The following is a 17,099-nucleotide window of genomic DNA, read 5'->3' on the forward strand; positions in this document are numbered from 1 at the left end:
TGTGACCGACCGCAGGCGAGCGCCGTGGTCGTTCCGTCGTACCCCGAGACCGTGTCCCCCGCCGGGCGGCTGAGGTCCGCCCGCCCTCATCTTGAGGTCGTCTTCCTGATGTCCGATTCCTTCGTCGTCTGCTCGAACCTGACCTTCTCCTGGCCGGACGACACCCCGGTCTTCCAGAACCTCTCCTTCACCCTCGGCGGCGGCCGGACCGGACTGGTCGCGCCGAACGGCGCCGGCAAGAGCACGCTGCTCAAGCTGATCGCCGGCGAGTACCGCCCGGCCGCCGGGTCGGTGACCGTCGACGGCGTGCTGGGCTACCTACCGCAGAGCCTGCCGCTGGCCGCCGACCTCACCGTGGCCGAGGTTCTGGAGATCGCCCCGCTGATCGCGGCGCTGCACGCCATCGAGGCCGGCGACGCCGACGAGAGGCACTTCACCACCATCGGCGCCGATTGGGACATCGAGGAACGCACGCGCGCGCAACTCGACCGGCTCGGCCTCGGCGACCTCGCCTTCGACAGGCGCCTGGGCACGCTCAGCGGTGGGCAGGTGGTCTCCCTCGGCCTGGCGGCGCAACTGCTCAAGCAGCCCGACGTGCTGCTGCTGGACGAGCCGACGAACAACCTCGACCTGGGCGCCCGGCACCGGCTCTACGACGTGCTGGAACAGTGGCACGGCTGCCTGCTGCTGGTCAGTCACGACCGGGCGCTGCTGGACCGGATGGACCGCATCGCCGAACTCGACCGCGGTGAGATGCGCTTCCACGGCGGCGACTTCACCTCGTACGAGGCGGCCGTGCGGGCCGCGCAGGAGGTGGCGGAGAAGAACGTCCGCAGCGCCGAACAGGACCTCAAGCGGGAGAAGCGGGAGTTGCAGGAGGCCCGCGAACGGGCGGCCCGGCGAGCCGGCAACGCCGCCCGGAACCTGAAGAACGCGGGTCTGGCGAGGATCGTCGCCGGCGGCTTGAAGCGGGACGCGCAGGTGGCGGCGGGCAAGGCGAACGAGATGCACTCCGGGCGGGTCGACGACGCCCGGGCACGGCTCGACGAGGCCGAGCGGGCGCTGCGCAACGAGAAGACGATCACGGTGGAGCTGCCCGCCACCACCGTCCCGGCCGGACGCACGCTGCTGACCGCCGAACGGGTCCGGGTCCGGCACGGTGAGCGGTCGCTGTTCGCCGCCGACGGTGTCGACCTGACGATCCGCGGTCCGGAGCGGATCGCCCTGCTCGGCGACAACGGCGCGGGCAAGTCGACGCTGCTGCGCCTGATCGACGGCGATCTGGAGCCGGAGAGCGGCCGGATCACCCGCGCGGACGGCCGGATCGCGTACCTGTCGCAGCGGCTGGACCTGCTGGACCTGGACCGTACCGTGGCGGAGAACCTGGCCGCGTTCGCGCCGCAGGCCCCTGACGCGCAGCGGATGAACCTGCTCGCCCGCTTCCTGTTCCGCGGCCCGCGCGCGCATCTTCCGGTCGGGGTGCTCTCCGGCGGGGAGCGGCTGCGCGCCACGCTCGCGTGCGTGCTGGGCGCCGAACCGGCCCCGCAGCTCCTGCTGCTCGACGAGCCGACGAACAACCTCGACCTGGTCAGCGTCGGGCAGTTGGAGAGCGCGCTGCACGCCTACCGGGGCGCGCTGCTGGTGGTCAGCCACGACGAGCGGTTCCTCGCCGCGATCGACGTGGGCCGCTGGCTGCGCCTGGCGGACGGGCGCCTGGTGGAGACCGGTCCCCCGGACGCCGGCTGAGCGGCCCGGTCAGACCGCCGGCAGGCGGACCACGAACCGGCACCCGCCGGTCACGTTGTGCGCGTGCACCCGCCCGCCGTGCGCCTCGACCAGTCCGCGCACGATCGCCAGGCCCAGCCCGCCGCCGGCCGGTGCCGCCTCGTCGGCGCCGGCCGGTGCGGGGGTACGGGCCCGGGTGCCCCGGAACGCCACGTCGAACACCCGGGGCAGGTCCGCCTCCGGAATGCCGCCGCAGGTGTCGGAGACGGCGAGCCACGCGTCGGCGTCGTCCCGTCCGGCGTCGATGCGGACAGTGCCGTCCGGTGGCGTGTACCGCACCGAGTTGACCAGCAGGTTCGTCACGACGCGGGCGAGTTCGGCCTCGGCGGCCCGGACGGTCGGCCAGCCGGTCTCCGGGGCGAGCACCCGGACCCGCCGGTCGGCGGCCAGCGGCGCGGTGGCGGCGATCGCGTCGGAGACCACGTCGCCGAGCGGCACCGGGGACAGCGCGGGCCGCAGCGCTCCGGCGGTGATCCGGGACAGCTCGAACAGATCGTCGACCAGGCGCGTCATCCGGTCCGTCTCGACCCGGATCCGGCGGTGGTACTCGGCCACCGCCGCCGGCTCGTCGACCACCCGGTCCTCCAGTGCCTCCGCCATCGCCCGCAGCCCGGCCAGCGGCGTACGCAGGTCGTGGGAGACCCACGCGACCAGCTCGCGGCGGCCGGCCTCCAGCTGCCGTTCCCGCTGCCGGGCCTGGTCGGCCCAGACCGCCGCCTGGGCGAGGCGGCGGGCGAACGCCACCCCGACGGCCAGGCTGAGCGCCGCGGACGCGGCGACCGTGACGAGGACGACCTGGAGGTCGTGCGCGGACAGGAACATGGCCTGGGCGACGGCGGTGACGCCCGCCGTCACCGAGGCGATGGTGACCGCGAGCAGCACCGCGATGTGCGCGAGGATCGACCGGTGGCGCACCAGCCGCAGCGCGCCGACGCCGATCGCGCCGACCGCAGCGCCGGCGAGCAGGGCGTAGAGCCCGATGACCATCAGTTCGTTCACCGGGACGCCGCCGACGGCTCGTACCGGTAACCGACGCCCCACACGGTGACGATGCGGCGCGGCTGCGCCGGGTGGTCCTCGATCTTCTCCCGCAGCCGCCGGACGTGGACGGTGACTGTGGACTGGTCGCCGAACCGCCAGCCCCACACGCGGTCCAGCAGCTCGGCCCGCGACCAGGCGCGTCCCGGGTTCGCCAGCAGAAACGCGAGCAGGTCGAACTCCCGTACGGTCAGCGACAGCGGCTGCCCGCCGCGCTCGGCGACGCGCCGGTCGGTGTCCGCGGTGAGGTCGCCGTCGCGCAGCACCCCTGTCGGTCCCCGGTCCTGCGGGGCCGCGCGCCGCAGCACCGACCGGATGCGCAGCACGAGTTCACGGGGCGAGAACGGCTTGGTCACGTAGTCGTCCGCGCCGACCTCCAGCCCGGCGACCCGGTCGGCCTCGTCCCCGAGCGCGGTGAGCATGACGACGGGCAGGCCGGGCAGCCGGCGCCGCAGCCGCCGGCACACCTCGATGCCGTCGAGACCCGGCATCATCAGGTCGAGGACCACCAGGTCGGGCGGCTCCTCCTCGGCCGCGGCGAGCGCGTCCGGCCCGTCGAAGGACAGCCGGACCCGGCAGCCGTCCTGTTCGAGGTAGCGCCGGACGACGTCGCTCACCGTCCGGTCGTCGTCGACGACGAGCACGTAGCGCCCCATGGGCCAGACGCTACCCATCGGCGTCCCGGTGCGGCGGCCCGCGGTCGACCCGTAAGCGGACGGAAAGATCTTTCCGCCGGCTACGCGCCTACCGTCGGAGCATGGGCAGAAGACGTGTGGTGTTGTCGGTGCTGGCCGTGGTGGCCGTCACCGGCCTCGGGGTGAGCCTGTACCTGTTCCAGCCGTGGCGGCTGGTGACCGACCGCGAGGTACGCGAGACGCTGCCCACTGTGGCGGAGCCCTCACCGGCGCCGGCCGGCACGACCGGCTCGTCGCCGACCGGTGCGGCGCCCGCCGACGTGGTGCTCGCCGCCGGTGACTTCGTCACCCACGAGCACGACACGTCCGGCCGGGCGCAGCTCGTCCGTCTCGCCGACGGCCGCCGTCAGCTGCTCCTGCGCGGACTGGACACCTCCGACGGGCCGGACCTGCGGGTGTGGCTCACCGACCGGAAGGTGCTGCCCGGCCGGGCCGGCTGGCAGGTGTTCGACGACGGCCGCTGGATCGAGCTGGGCCGGCTCAAGGGCAACATCGGCGACCAGGCGTACGACATCCCGGCGTCAGTGGACCTGGACGGTCTGCGCAGCGTGTCGATCTGGTGCAAGCGGTTCGCGGTGTCGTTCGGCGCGGCGCCGCTTGCCGCTGTGACGGGATCGGCGCCGGCCTGACGCCTGTGCCGCCGGCCTCGGACGCTGGGCTACGCTGCGGGGAGCGCTGGTTCACCCGGTCGGCGACGGCCGGGTGTCGTAAGAGGGAACCCGGTGGGAATCCGGGACTGCCCCGCAGCGGTGAGTGGGAACGACAGCCGTCAACAGCACTGGGCCACCGGCCTGGGAAGCGACGGCCAGTAGGCGACCTCGTGTCACGCCCGCGAGTCCGAAGACCCGCCCGCGTCGCGCGTACCACCGGTGCGCGCCGCCGTCGACCTCGCGGGTGGGTCGGGCGGGTGACACGTCGTACGCAGGGCCGTCGGCGTGTCCTCGACGTGCACACCCCGGCCGGTCGGCGGTCCGCTTCTGCGAGGACGGAACCGCACAGTGCCCGACACCATCACGCTCACCGGCCGACCACCGTCGGCCTCGCACCTGACCCTGTCGCAGATCATGGACCAGCACCACACCAACCTGATGGGCACGGTCCACGGCGGGCGCATCCTCAACCTGATCGACTCGGTCGCCGGTGTGGTCGCCGCCCGCCACTCCGACGGCCCGGCCGTCACCGCCGCCATCGACGAGACCGCGTTCCTTCGGGCGGTACGCGTCGGGGACGTGGTCCACGTGGACGCCCGGATCACCTGGGCCGGCCGCAGCTCGATGGAGGTGGCGGTGAAGGTCAGCGCGGACCGGTGGGACCGCGCGGTGCCGCCGGTGGACGTGGCGACCGCGCACCTGGTGATGGTGGCGGTGGACGACGACGGGCAGCCCCGGCCGGTGCCGCCGCTGCACGCCGAGACCGACGGCGACCGGCGGCGCTACCGGGAGGCGCAGATCCGGCGCGAACACCGGCTGGCGCTGCGCCGGGCGCTGCTCGACGGCGCCGGGGAGGGCTGACCGGTGCTCGGACTGTCGGCGGCCACGCTCGCGGGTTACCTGGCCGCCATCGTGGTGCTCATGCTCACCCCGGGGCCGGACATGATGTTCGTGCTCGCCAACGCCACCCGGTACGGCCCACGGGCGGGCGCGGTGGCCGCGCTCGGGGTCGCCGCCGGGGAGGCGGTGCACGTCGCCGCCGTGGTGGCCGGGCTCGCCACGCTGATCGCCGCGTCCCCGGTGCTGTTCACCGCGATCCGGTGGGCCGGTGCGGCGTACCTCATCGTGCTGGGCCTGCGGGCGCTGCGCGGCACGGGCCGGCCCGGCGCCCCGGCGGACCGGCCGGACGGCGGTGCCGGGCGGGCGTTCCGGCGCGGGCTGCTGACGAACCTGCTCAACCCGAAGATGATCCTGTTCAGTGTGGCGTTCCTGCCGCAGTTCGTCCGGCCCGAGGCGGGCCCGGTGGCGGCGCAGCTGGTGCTGCTCGGCGTGCTGTTCGTCGCGGTGCAGCTCGCCGTGGACCTGGCGCTCGGGGTGGGCGCCGGGCGGTTCGCCAGGCGGTGGGGCGACAGCCGCTGGTCACGGCGCGTCGACCGGCTCTGCGCTGTCGCCTTCGTCGCGCTCGGCGTCCGGCTGGCCGCCGGCTGAGGCGTACCGGGGCGAGTGGCGGAGCGCGGTGGGGCGTCGGCAATGCCCGGGCCGGTTGATCGACTCCATCACGCCGAAGTGGCGGCATCAGAAGTGCTCCGACCCCGCCACCTCGGCGAACTGGCGATGATCATGAGGCCGGTCCCGGTTCGGCTCCGCCGGCGTCCCGGACGCGGGCGGCCGCTCGCGGTCCAGGTGCAGGCGCAGCAGCACCCAGCCCAGCGACACGGCGCCGATGAACACGTACGCGGGCTGGGTGCCGAACGTGTCCCAGCAGGTGTGCAGCGTGACGGCGGCGGCGAAGGTGAGCAGGAACGCCGCCAGCTTCCGGCCGCCGGGCGCGGCGGCGAACGTGAACAGCGCGGCGGCGGTCAGCCCGGTCCAGGCCAGGTGCGCGGCGGGCGCGGTGAGACCGCGTACCAGCAGCGTCCGCTCGACCGCGCCGAGGTTGCCCTCCGACCCGACGAACGCGGCGAACGCGTAGCCCATGGTCTCCAGCGCGGCGAACCCGGTGCCGGAGGCCACGCCGATCACCAGGCCCTGCGCCGGGGACGGGTGCCGCCGCCACAGCAGCAGGATGCCGGCCGGCACGATCAGTTTGGCGGTCTCCTCGGCCAGGCCGACGAGCGCCATCGGCAGGACGCCGAGGCGGTGCAGGGTGCCGTACTCCAGCCAGCCGGCGGCGACCACGCCGACCACGCCGCCGAGGAGCGCGGCGACGCCGACGACGGAGCCGGGGACCGGGCGGCGGGCCGGCCGTCCCTGGGCGAAGGCCAGGAATGTGGCGGGCGCGACGCACGCGCCGAGCACGATCAGCGCCGGGACGAACGTGACGGTCCCGGTGCCGGCGAGTGTCTCCAGCACCAGCAGGTGAAGCCCGACGCCGACGAGCAGGACCGCCACCCACGCCCAGCGGCGTCCGGTATTCCCCATACCGCCGAGTATCGCGCCCGCCGGGTCGCGCCGGAATCGGGGGTAGGCACTGTGGACAGTGAGATCATTCCGACACGCCGACACGACATCTGGTGTTGCACGCAAGCCCTCACCGCCATATATGGTGGTGCCGCAGCTGGTTCGGCCGAGCCCTCCGGGGCGGGGCCGAGGCAAGAGGGAACCCGGTGGGAATCCGGGACTGCCCCGCAGCGGTGAGTGGGAACGACAGCCGTCAACAGCACTGGGCCACCGGCCTGGGAAGCGACGGCCGGTAGGCGACCGGCGACCCCGGTCGGGCCCGCGAGTCCGAAGACCTGCCAGCGCGCCGTACGCCTCCGCGTACGGCGGCCGGAGGTCGCGCGGGACGACCGACGCCAGCAGCCGGGCCGGCCGTGCGCCGCGCCCGTTGGCGTCTCCCGCCGTCTCCAGACGGTGACAGCGAGGAGAGGTCATGACTGTCGTACAGGAGAGTCCCCCGTCCGGGACCGCCGGGTCCGAGGCCCGCCGCCCGGCGATGCGGGTACGCAAGCGGGACGGCGACACCGAGCCGGTGGACGTCAACAAGATCGTCCGGGCGGTCGAGCGCTGGGTCGCCGACCTGGACGAGGTGGACCCGCTGCGGGTGGCCACCAAGACGATAAGCGGGCTCTACGACGGGGCGACCACCGCCGAGCTGGACCGGTTGTCGATCCAGACCGCGGCGGAGCTGATCGGCGAGGAGCCGCAGTACTCGAAGCTGGCGGCGCGGCTGCTCGCCGCGTACGTGGACAAGGAGGTCCGCGGACAGGGCGTGGCGAGCTTCAGCCAGTCGATCGCCTACGCGCACGGGCTGGGACTGATCGGCGACGAGACGGCCGCGTTCGTGGCCCGGCACGCCCGCAAGCTCGACGACGCCGTGGACCCGGACGGCGACCTGCGGTTCGAGTACTTCGGACTGCGCACGGTGGCCGACCGCTACCTGCTGCGGCACCCGCAGTCGCGGCTGGTGGTGGAGACGCCGCAGTACTGGCTGCTGCGGGTGGCCTGCGGGCTGTCCCGCACCCCGGGCGAGGCGGTCGGCTTCTACCGGCTGATGTCCAGCCTGGCGTACCTGCCCAGCTCCCCCACGCTGTTCAACTCCGGCACCCGGCACACCCAGATGTCGTCGTGCTTCCTGGTCGACTCGCCGCGCGACGAGCTGGACTCGATCTACGAGCGGTACCACCAGGTGGCGAAGCTGTCGAAGTTCTCCGGCGGCATCGGCATCTCCTGGTCGCGGGTACGTGGCCGGGGCGCGCTGATCCGGGGCACCAACGGGCGCTCCAACGGCATCGTGCCGTTCCTCAAGACGCTCGACGCCGGGGTGGCCGCGGTCAACCAGGGCGGCCGGCGCAAGGGCGCGGCCTGCGTCTACCTGGAGCCGTGGCACCCGGACGTGGAGGAGTTCCTGGAGCTGCGGGACAACACCGGCGAGGAGTCGCGGCGTACGCACAACCTCAACCTGGCCAACTGGATCCCGGACGAGTTCATGCGCCGGGTCGAGGCCGACGGCGAGTGGTCGCTGGTCGACCCGTCCGACGCCCCGGAGCTGCCCGACCTGTACGGCGAGGCGTTCGACGCCGCGTACCGGGCGGCGGAGAAGAACGCGGTCCGCACGGTCCGGGCCCGGGACCTGTACGGGCGGATGATGCGTACGCTCGCGCAGACCGGCAACGGCTGGATGACGTTCAAGGACGCCGCGAACCGGCTGTCCAACCAGACCGGCGAGCCGGGCAACGTGATCCACCTGTCCAACCTGTGCACCGAGATCCTGGAGGTCAACGACGACGCCGAGACGGCGGTGTGCAACCTCGGCTCGGTGAACCTCGGCGCCCACGTCACCGCCGACGGGGTGGACTGGGAGCGGCTGCGCGCCACGGTACGCACCGCCGTGGTGTTCCTCGACCGGGTCATCGACATCAACTACTACCCGGCCGAGCAGGCGGCGGCGTCGAACCCGCGCTGGCGGCCGGTCGGGCTCGGGCTGATGGGGTTGCAGGACGCGTTCTTCACGCTGCGCCTGCCGTTCGACTCGGCGCAGGCCAAGGAGCTGTCCACCCGCGTGCAGGAGGAGATCCTGCTGACCGCGCTGGAGACCTCCGCCGGGCTGGCCGAGCGGTTCGGGCCGCATCCGGCGTACCCGCAGACCCGGGCCGCGAAGGGTGACCTGCACCCGGACCTGTGGGGCGCGGAGCCGGCGCAGGCCGGACGGTGGGCGGCGCTGCGCGAGCGGATCGCCGTCCACGGGCTGCGCAACTCACTGCTGGTGGCGATCGCGCCGACCGCCACCATCGCCTCCATCGCCGGCTGCTACGAGTGCGTGGAGCCGCAGGTGTCCAACCTGTTCAAGCGCGAGACCATGTCCGGGGAGTTCCTCCAGGTCAACACGTACCTGGTGCGGGAGCTGAAGGCGCGCGGGCTGTGGACGCCGCAGGTCCGCGACCGGATCAAGCGGGCCGAGGGCTCGGTGCAGGACATCACCGAGCTGCCCGCGCCGGTGCGGGAGCTGTTCCGCACCGCCTGGGAGCTGCCGCAGCGGGCGCTGATCGACCTGGCCGCCGCGCGGGCGCCCTTCGTCGACCAGTCCCAGTCGCTGAACCTGTTCCTGAGCGCGCCGACCATCGGCAAGCTCTCCTCGATGTACCTGTACGCCTGGAAGGCCGGGCTGAAGACCACCTACTACCTGCGTTCCCGTCCCGCCACCCGCATCCAGCAGGCCACCGTCGCGCCGGTGCTCGCCCCGGTCTCCGGCGTGGTCTCCGCCGTGAGCGACGACGAGGCGCTGGCCTGTTCCCTGGAGAACCCCGAGAGCTGCGAGGCATGCCAGTGACCACCACCGCACCGACCCGGCACATGCTGCTCGACCCCGGCATGGACCTGACCCTGCGGCCGATGCGCTACCCGCGCTTCTTCGACCGGTTCAAGGACGCGATCAAGAACACCTGGACGGTCGAGGAGGTCGACCTGCACTCGGACCTCGCCGACCTGGCGAAGCTGTCCCCGGCCGAGCGGCACCTGGTGTCGCGGCTGGTGGCGTTCTTCGCCACCGGCGACACCATCGTCGCCAACAATCTGGTGCTCAACCTCTACCAGCACGTCAACTCCCCGGAGGGCCGGCTCTACCTGTCCCGGCAGCTGTTCGAGGAGGCGGTGCACGTCCAGTTCTACCTGAACCTGCTCGACACGTACGTGCCGGACGAGAAGGAACGGTTCGCCGCGTTCGACGCGGTGGAGAACATCCCGTCGATCGCCCGCAAGGCCGAGTTCTGCTTCCGGTGGATCGACTCGATCTTCGAGCTGCGTGAGCTGCGGACCCGCGCGGACCGGCGGGCGTTCCTACTCAACCTGATCTGCTTCGCCGCGTGCATCGAGGGCCTGTTCTTCTACGGCGCGTTCGCCTACGTCTACTTCCTGCGCTCCCGGGGCCTGCTCAACGGGCTGGCCTCCGGCACCAACTGGGTGTTCCGGGACGAGTCGATGCACATGGCGTTCGCCTTCGACGTGGTGGAGACCGTACGCGCCGAGGAGCCGGACCTGTTCGACGACGAGATGGAGCGGCAGGTGAAGGAGATGCTGGCCGAGGCGGTGGAGTGCGAGGTGAGCTTCGCCGAGGACCTGCTCGGGCAGGGCGTGCCCGGGATGTCACTGGCGGACATGCGCGAGTACCTCCAGCACGTGGCCGACCGGCGCCTCGCAGTGCTCGGCATCGCCCCCATGTACGGCAGCGGCAACCCGTTCGCGTTCATGGAGTTGCAGGACGTGCAGGAGCTGTCCAACTTCTTCGAGCGCCGGGTGTCGGCGTACCAGGTCGGGGTGACCGGCTCGGTCACCTTCGACGACGACTTCTGAGCGCCGCCCCCCGCCCCGGCCGTCACGGCCGGGGCGGGACCGGGCTCTCGCCGGGCAGCGCCGTCGCCCGGACCCGCCCGATCAGCGCCACCACGGCGATCGCCATCACGGCCACCACCACGAACGCGCTGCGCAGGTCCAGGGCGCCGGCGAGCAGGCCGATCACCGGCGCCGCGAGCAACGCGCCCGGCCACTGGCCCATCGCCACCACCGAGACGCCCTCACCCGAGGTGAGGCCCGGCTGCTCGCCGGCGAAGCCGAGCACCGTCGGGGTCACGCACGCCAGGCCGAAACCGAGCAGTCCGAAGCCGGCCATCACCGCGGCCGGATGGGGGTACGCCACCGGCAGCGCCACGCCGACGGTGGCGACGAGCGCGGACAGCCGCACGAAACGGATCCGCCCGAACCGGCCGGCCAGCCGGTCGCCGAACAGCCGGGCGACGGTGGCGGCCAGCGACAGGCAGGTGTACGTGGCCGCGGCGAGCACCGCGGCGGCGCCCGCGACCTCGGTCGCGTACAGCGCGCTCCACTGTGCGCCGGCCATCTCGATGAACGAGGCGAGGAACGCGATCACCGCGAGCAGCAGCAGCTGCGGGGTGAACCGGTCACGCAGCCGCCGCCGGTCCTCGCCGTCCTTCGTCTCCTGCCGGGGCGTATCAGGCAGCCAGCGGTGCGTACCGACCAGCAGCGCTCCCAGCAGGACGCTGGTGACAGCCATCTGCGCCGACGGGGACATCCCGATCGCCGCGGCGCCGGTGCCGCAGAGGCCACCGGCCAGCATGCCGATGCTGAAGCCGGCGTGGAAGGTGGACAGGATGGGCCGCCCGTAGCGCTTCTGCACCTCGACCGACTGGGCGTTCATCGGCGTGGCCAGCAGGTTCGCCGCGAAGCCCCAGACCGCCAGCCCGCCCACAAGCGCCACCACTGTGGTGGACGCGGCCAGCAGCGGCGCGTTGACCAGGATCAGCGCGGCCCCGGCCAGCGCCAGCCGGCGGGTGTTGATCCGGCTGATCAGCACCGCCACCACGACCAGGGAGACCAGCTCCCCGGCGTTCGTGGCGATGTTGGCCAGGCCCCAGCCGGTGTTGCCGACGCCTACCGCGTCCCGCACCTCCGGCACGCGGGCCGACCACCCGCCGATGGCCAGGCCCATGATGACGAAGAGCAGCGCCACCGACCAGCGGGCCCGTACGGCCGAGCGTGGCACCGGCGGCGCGGGCTGCTCCGTCGTGTGCTGGTTCGTCGAGGTGTCCGTCATGGTCGTCGTACCTCTCTCCGATCGGTCCGTCGGAACTCCTACCCGATCGCGTGGTCGAGGAAGCACGCACCGTCAGGAAGGTGTACCTCCGCCGGGGTGGTCCCGGGGTCGGTGACGAGCGCCGAGACCACCGCGACGTAGTCGTCGATGAGCCCGCGGACGAGGTCGTCGCCGAAGACACCCCGGTTGCGGATCACCACGCCGCCGGCCCGGTCGTCGTCCACCACGACGATCGGTGAGCCCCGCTTGACCCAGACGGGCAGGCATTCGGGCGGCACGTCGGCGGCGACCACCGGCGGCGGTGTGCCGGGCGCGGGCCGGGCGGTGATGTCGACCGGCTCCACCCGCAGCCCCGGGCAGTGCAGCACCGGCGACGCCGACGCGGCGGACTGGAACCAGGCGTCGAACAGGTGGCTGTCCGGCCAGGGGCGGATCGCCGCGAAGTCGGGGCGGACCGCCCGGGCCAGCCGGTGGAACGCGGTGGCGTGCGCGACGGCCTCGGCCAGCGAGGCGTGCGCGGCGTCTACCACCGCGCTCATCGGCGCGTCCGCCGCGACCGCGACGGGCAGGTAGACGTTGTTGGTGAACTGGCCGACGAGTTGCCGCGACAGCGGGCTCTCCCGGCCCAGCGTGGTGGTGCCCAGCACCACCCGGGGCCGGCCGGCCCGCCGCGACAGCAGCACCAGGTAGGCGGCGAGCAGCAGCACGTACGGGGTGGTGCGGGCCCGCCGGGCGGCCGGGCGCAGCCGCGCGGTGACCTCGGGGGGGAACGCGAAGCGGGTGGCCACCTCCGCGCTGAGCGCGACGTCCGGCGCCGGTGGCGACGCCGGGAACAACTGGTACGGCTCCACCGGCCGCAGCCGGTCCCGCCAGTACGCGGCCCGGGCGGCGGCGTCGACGCCGTTCCCGGCCTGCTCCGCCTCCTGGAGCGCGGCGAGTGCGGTGTGGTCCACGCCCAGCGGCGGCTGCGGATCGGCCGCGCCGAGCCGGGCCGCGTACGCGTGGCACAGGTCCTCCACCACGACGCGGCACGACCAGCCGTCGGAGACCATGTGGAAGAAGCAGAGCGCGAGCACGTGCTCGGTCTCGGAGAGCCGGACCAGGGCGGCCCGCCACAGCGGCGCCCGGCCGGGGTCGAACTCGTCGTTGCGGTGCGCGTACGCGATCCGCTCGACGCGGGCCTGCTGCTCAGCCGGCGGCAGGCCGGACAGGTCGACGTACTCCAGCGGCGACTCGACGTGCGGCAGGATCCGCACCTCGGGCTCCACGCCGATGCGGTCGAACCGCATCCGCAGCGCGTCGTGCCGGTCCACCACGTCCTGCATCGCCTGCCGCAGCACGTCGACCCGCAGGGTGCCCCGCAGCCGGCGGAACTCCACCACCACGAGCCGGGCGGCACCGGGACGGGCCGGGTCGAGCGCGGTCATGAACTCCCACATCATCTGCTGGCCGGGGGCCAGCGGAAACGTCGTCGGCACTGCGACTCCCCCCGTCAGGCCGCCACCGGCGGCGCGGCCACCGGCGGGACCGGTCGCCGGTCCACCTCGTCCGGCCGGCGGTCCGTCCCGTCCGGCTGGCAGTCCGCCCCGTCCGGCTGGTAATCCGCCTCGTCCGGCTGGTAGTCCGCCTCGTCCGGCGCGCGGAAGCCGGTGAAGAGCAGGTCGGGGCGGCCGAGCCGGAGCGAGGTGACGAACGCGGCCCCGTCGAACAGCGTCTCGATCGCCGCGCAGGCCATCGACTCGGCCACCGCGCGCGGTCCCCGGTCACCGCCGAGCCGGCCGGGTGTCTTCGCGGCGATCACGGCGGCCGCGACGGCCGGTACCGCGAGCAGACTGCGCCCCCCGCTGCGCCGGGCGGTGAGCAGCCCGGCCAGGGCGGTCACCGCGAGCGTGCTGGCGGTGTTGAGCACGAACCGGCGCCGGTGCGGGTGGGCGAGGCAGAGCCACTGCTCGGAGCGCCCGTACGTGGTGAACCGGTAGGCGACCGCGCGGAACGTGTCGGCGACGCCGGTGTCGTGGGTGATCACCCCGCCCGGGTCGGTGAGCAGCGCGTAGCCGGCGTCGGTGAGCAGCAGCCCGAGGTGCAGGTCCTCACCGCCCAGCGGCATCGGGGAGTCCTCCGGGAATCCGCCGACCGCCTCGAAGACGGAGCGCTTCAGGGCCATGTTCGCCCCGGCGCCCCAGGACACGCGCTCGTAGTGCAGCGGCCGGGTCAGGTCGCCGAGCAGCAGGTACGAGCGGCGCATCACGCGGAAGAACGCGCTGTCGCCGGGCTCGACGACCACCGGGCCGGTGACGCCGGCGACCTCCTCGCCGGAGGCGCGCAGCCGGGCCGCGTACCGGGTGATCAGATCGGCCGGCACCCGGCAGTCGGAGTCGGTGAACAGCAGCAGGTCGTAGCGGGCGTGCCGGACGCCCAGGTTCCGTTTGGCCCCGACGTGCCGGGGGCCGCGCACGTAGCGGGCGCCGTACTCGGCGCAGGCGGCGCGGTGCGCGGCGGCCGCGGCGGGCGCCGAGTCGTCGACGACCACCACCTCCACCGGCTCCGGGCAGTTCGGGGCGGCGTCGCGCAGGCTGCGAAGCTGGCGGCGCATCTCCGCCACCCGGTCCTTGACCGGGATGACGACGGAGACGCCACGAGCGACGGCGCGAGGTTCGGTCGGTTCGCCCACGGGCGATGCGGATCGGCTCATACCCCGAGGTTCGACCACCGGGATACAACACCGATACACGGCTCCGGCCGTCCCGGCTATCGCGTGTGTACCGCTGATGTATCGATGAGCATCAAGGTCGAAGGCATGACGACCTCCATCCCTCTCGACCGGCGGCTCGCCGTGGACGGTGGCCGGCCGGTCCGCCCGCCCGACCGTCCATGGCCACGCTGGCCGATCCCCGCTCCGGACGCCGCCGGCAACCTCTCCGCGGTGCTGACCGGCGGCCGGTGGGCGATCAGCAGCCCGTCGGTCGGCGACGCCGTCCTGTTCGAGCGCCGCTTCGCGGCCGACTTTGCCCGCTACGTCGGCACCCGCCACTGCGTACCCGTCGACCACGGGTCGAGCGCCCTGGTGGTGGCCCTGGAGTCACTCGGCCTCGGCTACGGCGAGACGGTGCTCGTACCGGCGCTGACCTGGACCGCCTCCGCGACCGCCGCGCTGCGCGCCGGCCTGGTCCCGGTGCTCGTCGACGTCGACCGTGACACCGGCTGCGTCGGGCCGGACGACCTCGACCTGTCGGTGGACCCGCGTGCAGTGGTCGCCGTGCACTGGGCCTCCAACATGGCCGACGTGCCGGCGCTCGACGCGGTCACGAGGCCGCGCGGCATCTCCGTCGTGGAGGACTGCGCGCAGGCCCACGGCGCCACCTGGCAGGGCCGTCAAGCCGGCTCGCTCGGCCGGATCGGCTGCTTCAGCTTCCAGCACGGCAAGGTACTCACCTGCGGTGAGGGCGGGGCCGTGGTCACCGACGACGACACGCTCGCGCCGGTGCTCCAGGAGCTGCGGGCCGACTCGCGCCGCTACCGCGGCGACCGGACGCCCCCGGGGGAACTGGACCTGGAGGAGAGCGCCGGTGTGCAGGGGGCCAACTTCTGCCTGGACGAGTTCTCCGCCGCGGTGGCCTGCGCGCAACTGACCACCCTGGACGAGCAGCACGAGGTACGCAACCACAACTACCGGCTGCTCGGCGAGCTGCTCGACGGCGTGGACGGCGTACGGCTGCTGCGACCCGCGGCGGGGCAGACGCGCATCTCGATCTACGAGGGCACGATCGTCTTCGACCAGTTCCCGGCCGGCATGGACAACGCCGCCGTGGCCGCCGCGCTCACCGCCGAGCTGAACCGGCGGTTCTACTGCACCGACGAGCCGCTGCACCGCAGCCGGCTGCTCCAGCCGTGGACGAAGCCGCTGCTCGCGCCGCTGGCCGAACGCTTCGCGGCGATCCACCGGGAGCGCACGTACCCCAACACCGAGTGGCTCGCCGCCCACACCGTCCAGACACACCACAGCACCTTCCTCGGCGCCGAACAGGACATGGAGGACATCGCCGCCGCCGTCACCAAGATGCTCACCCGCTGAACCGCGCCGTCCCGGCGCACCCAGAGAAGGAGTCTTCCCGTGACCGTCACCCAACGCGAGACCTCGCACGCCCCGACCCCGTCCCCCGACACGGACGCGCCCGTCGGCGTGTGGCTCAACGGCGCCCGCGGTTCGGTCGCCACCACCGCGATCACCGGTCTGCTGGCGCTGCGCGCCGGCATGGCCGACTCGACCGGCTGCGTCACCGACACCGGCATGCTGCGCGACGCGCCGCTGGCGAGCTGGAACGACCTGGTGGTCGGCGGGCACGACATCGTCGACACGCCGCTGGAGAAGAAGGCCGAGTCGCTCGTCGACTCCGGGGTCATCCCGGCACCGGTGCTGGCCGCCGTGCGCGGCAGCCTGCCCGAGGTCGAGCAGAACCTGCGCACCGGGTACGACGCGCGTACCGAGACCGCACCGCTGGCCGAGGTGGTCGACCGGCTGGCCGGCGACATCGAGGAGTTCCGCAGCCGTTACGGGCTGTCCCGGGTCGTCGTCATCAACGTGTCCTCGACCGAGCCGCCGGCCGACCACCGGCCCGAGTACGACGACCTGGACGCGCTGACCCGCGCCATGGCCGACCCGGACGACAAGGCGCTACCGGCCAGCTCGGTGGTCGCGTACGCGGCGTTCCAGGCCGGCTGCGGCTTCGTCGACTTCACCCCGTCCACCGGCGCCCGGCTGCCCGCGCTGGAGATGATGGCGCAGCGGGAGCGCGTGCCGTTCGCCGGCTCCGACGGCAAGACCGGGGAGACGCTGCTGCGTACCGCCCTGGCGCCGATGTTCACCTCCCGCGCCCTGCACGTGCTCTCCTGGGCCGGGGTGAACCTGCTCGGCGGCGGCGACGGCGCGACGCTGGAGGATCCGCGCAACGCGCGCAGCAAGCTCAGCTCGAAGTCGGGCGTGCTGCCCGCGCTGCTGGGTGAGGACGTCACGGCCCCGCTGCACATCGACAACGTGCCGGACCTGGGCGACCACAAGACCGCCTGGGACCACGTCTCGTTCGAGGGGTTCCTGGGCGTCCGGATGTCCATGCAGCTGACCTGGAGCGGGGTCGACTCCACGCTGGCCGCCCCGCTCGTGCTCGACCTGGCCCGGCTGACCGCCGCGGCGCACCGGGCCGGCCACGTCGGCCCGATCGAGGAGCTGGGGTTCTTCTTCAAGGACCCGATCGGCACCGACGAGCACGCGCTGGCCGAGCAGGCGCAGGCACTCGCCTCCTGGGCCAACGGTCTGGACGGCCGCGCCGGCAGCTGACCTTCGTACCGGCCGCCGGCGCGGCACCCTCCGCGCCGGCGGCCCCGCCCCAC

The 17,099-nt window shown here is 73.4% G+C and carries 14 protein-coding genes and 2 riboswitches; of the genes, 8 read left to right on the plus strand and 6 right to left on the minus strand.

Annotation, left to right across the window (positions count from 1 at the left end; translation table 11 throughout):
- Positions 1-108 precede the first annotated feature (108 nt).
- Positions 109-1,746: an ABC-F family ATP-binding cassette domain-containing protein gene (locus tag FHX31_RS17030; RefSeq protein WP_041784318.1), complete on the plus strand. Its 1,638-nt coding sequence runs from the start codon at positions 109-111 to the stop codon at positions 1,744-1,746.
- A gap of 9 nt (positions 1,747-1,755) precedes the next feature.
- On the opposite strand, the gene FHX31_RS17035 is transcribed toward FHX31_RS17030, so the two are convergent.
- Positions 1,756-2,772, minus strand: coding sequence for a sensor histidine kinase (locus FHX31_RS17035; protein WP_184977805.1), 1,017 nt, complete (start codon positions 2,770-2,772; stop codon positions 1,756-1,758).
- 8 nt (positions 2,773-2,780) lie between these two features.
- Positions 2,781-3,479 carry a response regulator transcription factor gene (locus FHX31_RS17040; RefSeq protein ID WP_047891490.1) on the minus strand — a complete coding sequence of 233 codons (699 nt, stop codon included), beginning with the start codon at positions 3,477-3,479 and terminating at the stop codon, positions 2,781-2,783.
- 101 nt (positions 3,480-3,580) lie between these two features.
- Here FHX31_RS17040 and FHX31_RS17045 point away from each other — a divergent pair, with 101 nt between their 5' ends.
- The 3 genes from FHX31_RS17045 (at position 3,581) to FHX31_RS17055 (ending at position 5,656) form a co-directional block, all read left to right on the plus strand.
- Positions 3,581-4,147, plus strand: a complete 567-nt coding sequence (locus FHX31_RS17045; protein ID WP_184976753.1) for a DM13 domain-containing protein — start codon at positions 3,581-3,583, stop codon at positions 4,145-4,147.
- A gap of 30 nt (positions 4,148-4,177) precedes the next feature.
- Positions 4,178-4,385: riboswitch (cobalamin riboswitch) on the plus strand.
- Between the two features lie 131 nt (positions 4,386-4,516).
- Positions 4,517-5,029, plus strand: a complete 513-nt coding sequence (locus FHX31_RS17050) for an acyl-CoA thioesterase (protein ID WP_030268885.1) — start codon at positions 4,517-4,519, stop codon at positions 5,027-5,029.
- A 3-nt stretch (positions 5,030-5,032) separates the two neighbouring features.
- The gene (locus FHX31_RS17055) at positions 5,033-5,656 is read left to right on the plus strand and encodes a LysE family translocator (protein WP_013285791.1); all 624 of its coding nucleotides are present in this window, start codon (positions 5,033-5,035) and stop codon (positions 5,654-5,656) included.
- Between the two features lie 87 nt (positions 5,657-5,743).
- Here FHX31_RS17055 and FHX31_RS17060 read toward each other — a convergent pair whose 3' ends face one another.
- Positions 5,744-6,589, minus strand: a complete 846-nt coding sequence (locus FHX31_RS17060) for a PrsW family glutamic-type intramembrane protease (protein ID WP_013477181.1) — start codon at positions 6,587-6,589, stop codon at positions 5,744-5,746.
- A gap of 120 nt (positions 6,590-6,709) precedes the next feature.
- A riboswitch (cobalamin riboswitch) is annotated at positions 6,710-6,924 on the plus strand.
- A 116-nt stretch (positions 6,925-7,040) separates the two neighbouring features.
- Between FHX31_RS17060 and FHX31_RS17065 the strand changes: the two genes are divergently transcribed.
- Positions 7,041-9,437: a ribonucleoside-diphosphate reductase subunit alpha gene (locus FHX31_RS17065; RefSeq protein ID WP_123109813.1), complete on the plus strand. Its 2,397-nt coding sequence runs from the start codon at positions 7,041-7,043 to the stop codon at positions 9,435-9,437.
- Positions 9,428-10,456, plus strand: coding sequence for a ribonucleotide-diphosphate reductase subunit beta (locus FHX31_RS17070; protein WP_013285788.1), 1,029 nt, complete (start codon positions 9,428-9,430; stop codon positions 10,454-10,456). The genes FHX31_RS17065 and FHX31_RS17070 overlap by 10 nt, the downstream gene beginning before the upstream one ends.
- Positions 10,457-10,478: 22 nt before the next feature.
- Here FHX31_RS17070 and FHX31_RS17075 read toward each other — a convergent pair whose 3' ends face one another.
- Genes FHX31_RS17075 through FHX31_RS17085 form a run of 3 tightly spaced genes read right to left on the minus strand, consistent with a single transcriptional unit; the run spans position 10,479 to position 14,406 of the window.
- Positions 10,479-11,714: an MFS transporter gene (locus FHX31_RS17075; protein ID WP_047891075.1), complete on the minus strand. Its 1,236-nt coding sequence runs from the start codon at positions 11,712-11,714 to the stop codon at positions 10,479-10,481.
- 38 nt (positions 11,715-11,752) lie between these two features.
- Complete coding sequence (locus FHX31_RS17080) at positions 11,753-13,192, minus strand: condensation domain-containing protein (protein WP_184976754.1); 1,440 nt, start codon at positions 13,190-13,192, stop codon at positions 11,753-11,755.
- Positions 13,193-13,206: 14 nt separating this feature from the next.
- Positions 13,207-14,406 (minus strand): glycosyltransferase, encoded by a 1,200-nt coding sequence (locus tag FHX31_RS17085; protein WP_184976755.1) that lies wholly within the window; start codon positions 14,404-14,406, stop codon positions 13,207-13,209.
- 105 nt (positions 14,407-14,511) lie between these two features.
- On the opposite strand from FHX31_RS17085, the gene FHX31_RS17090 reads away from it, so the two are divergent.
- Positions 14,512-15,786: a DegT/DnrJ/EryC1/StrS family aminotransferase gene (locus FHX31_RS17090; protein WP_363801247.1), complete on the plus strand. Its 1,275-nt coding sequence runs from the start codon at positions 14,512-14,514 to the stop codon at positions 15,784-15,786.
- A gap of 39 nt (positions 15,787-15,825) precedes the next feature.
- Complete coding sequence (locus FHX31_RS17095) at positions 15,826-17,046, plus strand: inositol-3-phosphate synthase (RefSeq protein WP_013285783.1); 1,221 nt, start codon at positions 15,826-15,828, stop codon at positions 17,044-17,046.
- The last annotated feature ends 53 nt before the right edge of the window (positions 17,047-17,099 follow it).

The organism is Micromonospora sp. CNZ286 (genome assembly GCF_014207755.1).

Excerpts from the sequence above, each read along its gene's own strand:
- FHX31_RS17040 (WP_047891490.1), bottom strand. The coding sequence starts at position 3,479 with ATGGGGCGCTACGTGCTCGTCGTCGACGACGACCGGACGGTGAGCGAC.
- FHX31_RS17030 (WP_041784318.1), top strand. The coding sequence starts at position 109 with ATGTCCGATTCCTTCGTCGTCTGCTCGAACCTGACCTTCTCCTGGCCG.
- FHX31_RS17070 (WP_013285788.1), top strand. The coding sequence starts at position 9,428 with ATGCCAGTGACCACCACCGCACCGACCCGGCACATGCTGCTCGACCCC.
- FHX31_RS17035 (WP_184977805.1), bottom strand. The coding sequence starts at position 2,772 with ATGGTCATCGGGCTCTACGCCCTGCTCGCCGGCGCTGCGGTCGGCGCG.
- FHX31_RS17090 (WP_363801247.1), top strand. The coding sequence starts at position 14,512 with ATGACGACCTCCATCCCTCTCGACCGGCGGCTCGCCGTGGACGGTGGC.
- FHX31_RS17065 (WP_123109813.1), top strand. The coding sequence starts at position 7,041 with ATGACTGTCGTACAGGAGAGTCCCCCGTCCGGGACCGCCGGGTCCGAG.
- FHX31_RS17085 (WP_184976755.1), bottom strand. The coding sequence starts at position 14,406 with ATGAGCCGATCCGCATCGCCCGTGGGCGAACCGACCGAACCTCGCGCC.
- FHX31_RS17045 (WP_184976753.1), top strand. The coding sequence starts at position 3,581 with ATGGGCAGAAGACGTGTGGTGTTGTCGGTGCTGGCCGTGGTGGCCGTC.
- FHX31_RS17075 (WP_047891075.1), bottom strand. The coding sequence starts at position 11,714 with ATGACGGACACCTCGACGAACCAGCACACGACGGAGCAGCCCGCGCCG.
- FHX31_RS17060 (WP_013477181.1), bottom strand. The coding sequence starts at position 6,589 with ATGGGGAATACCGGACGCCGCTGGGCGTGGGTGGCGGTCCTGCTCGTC.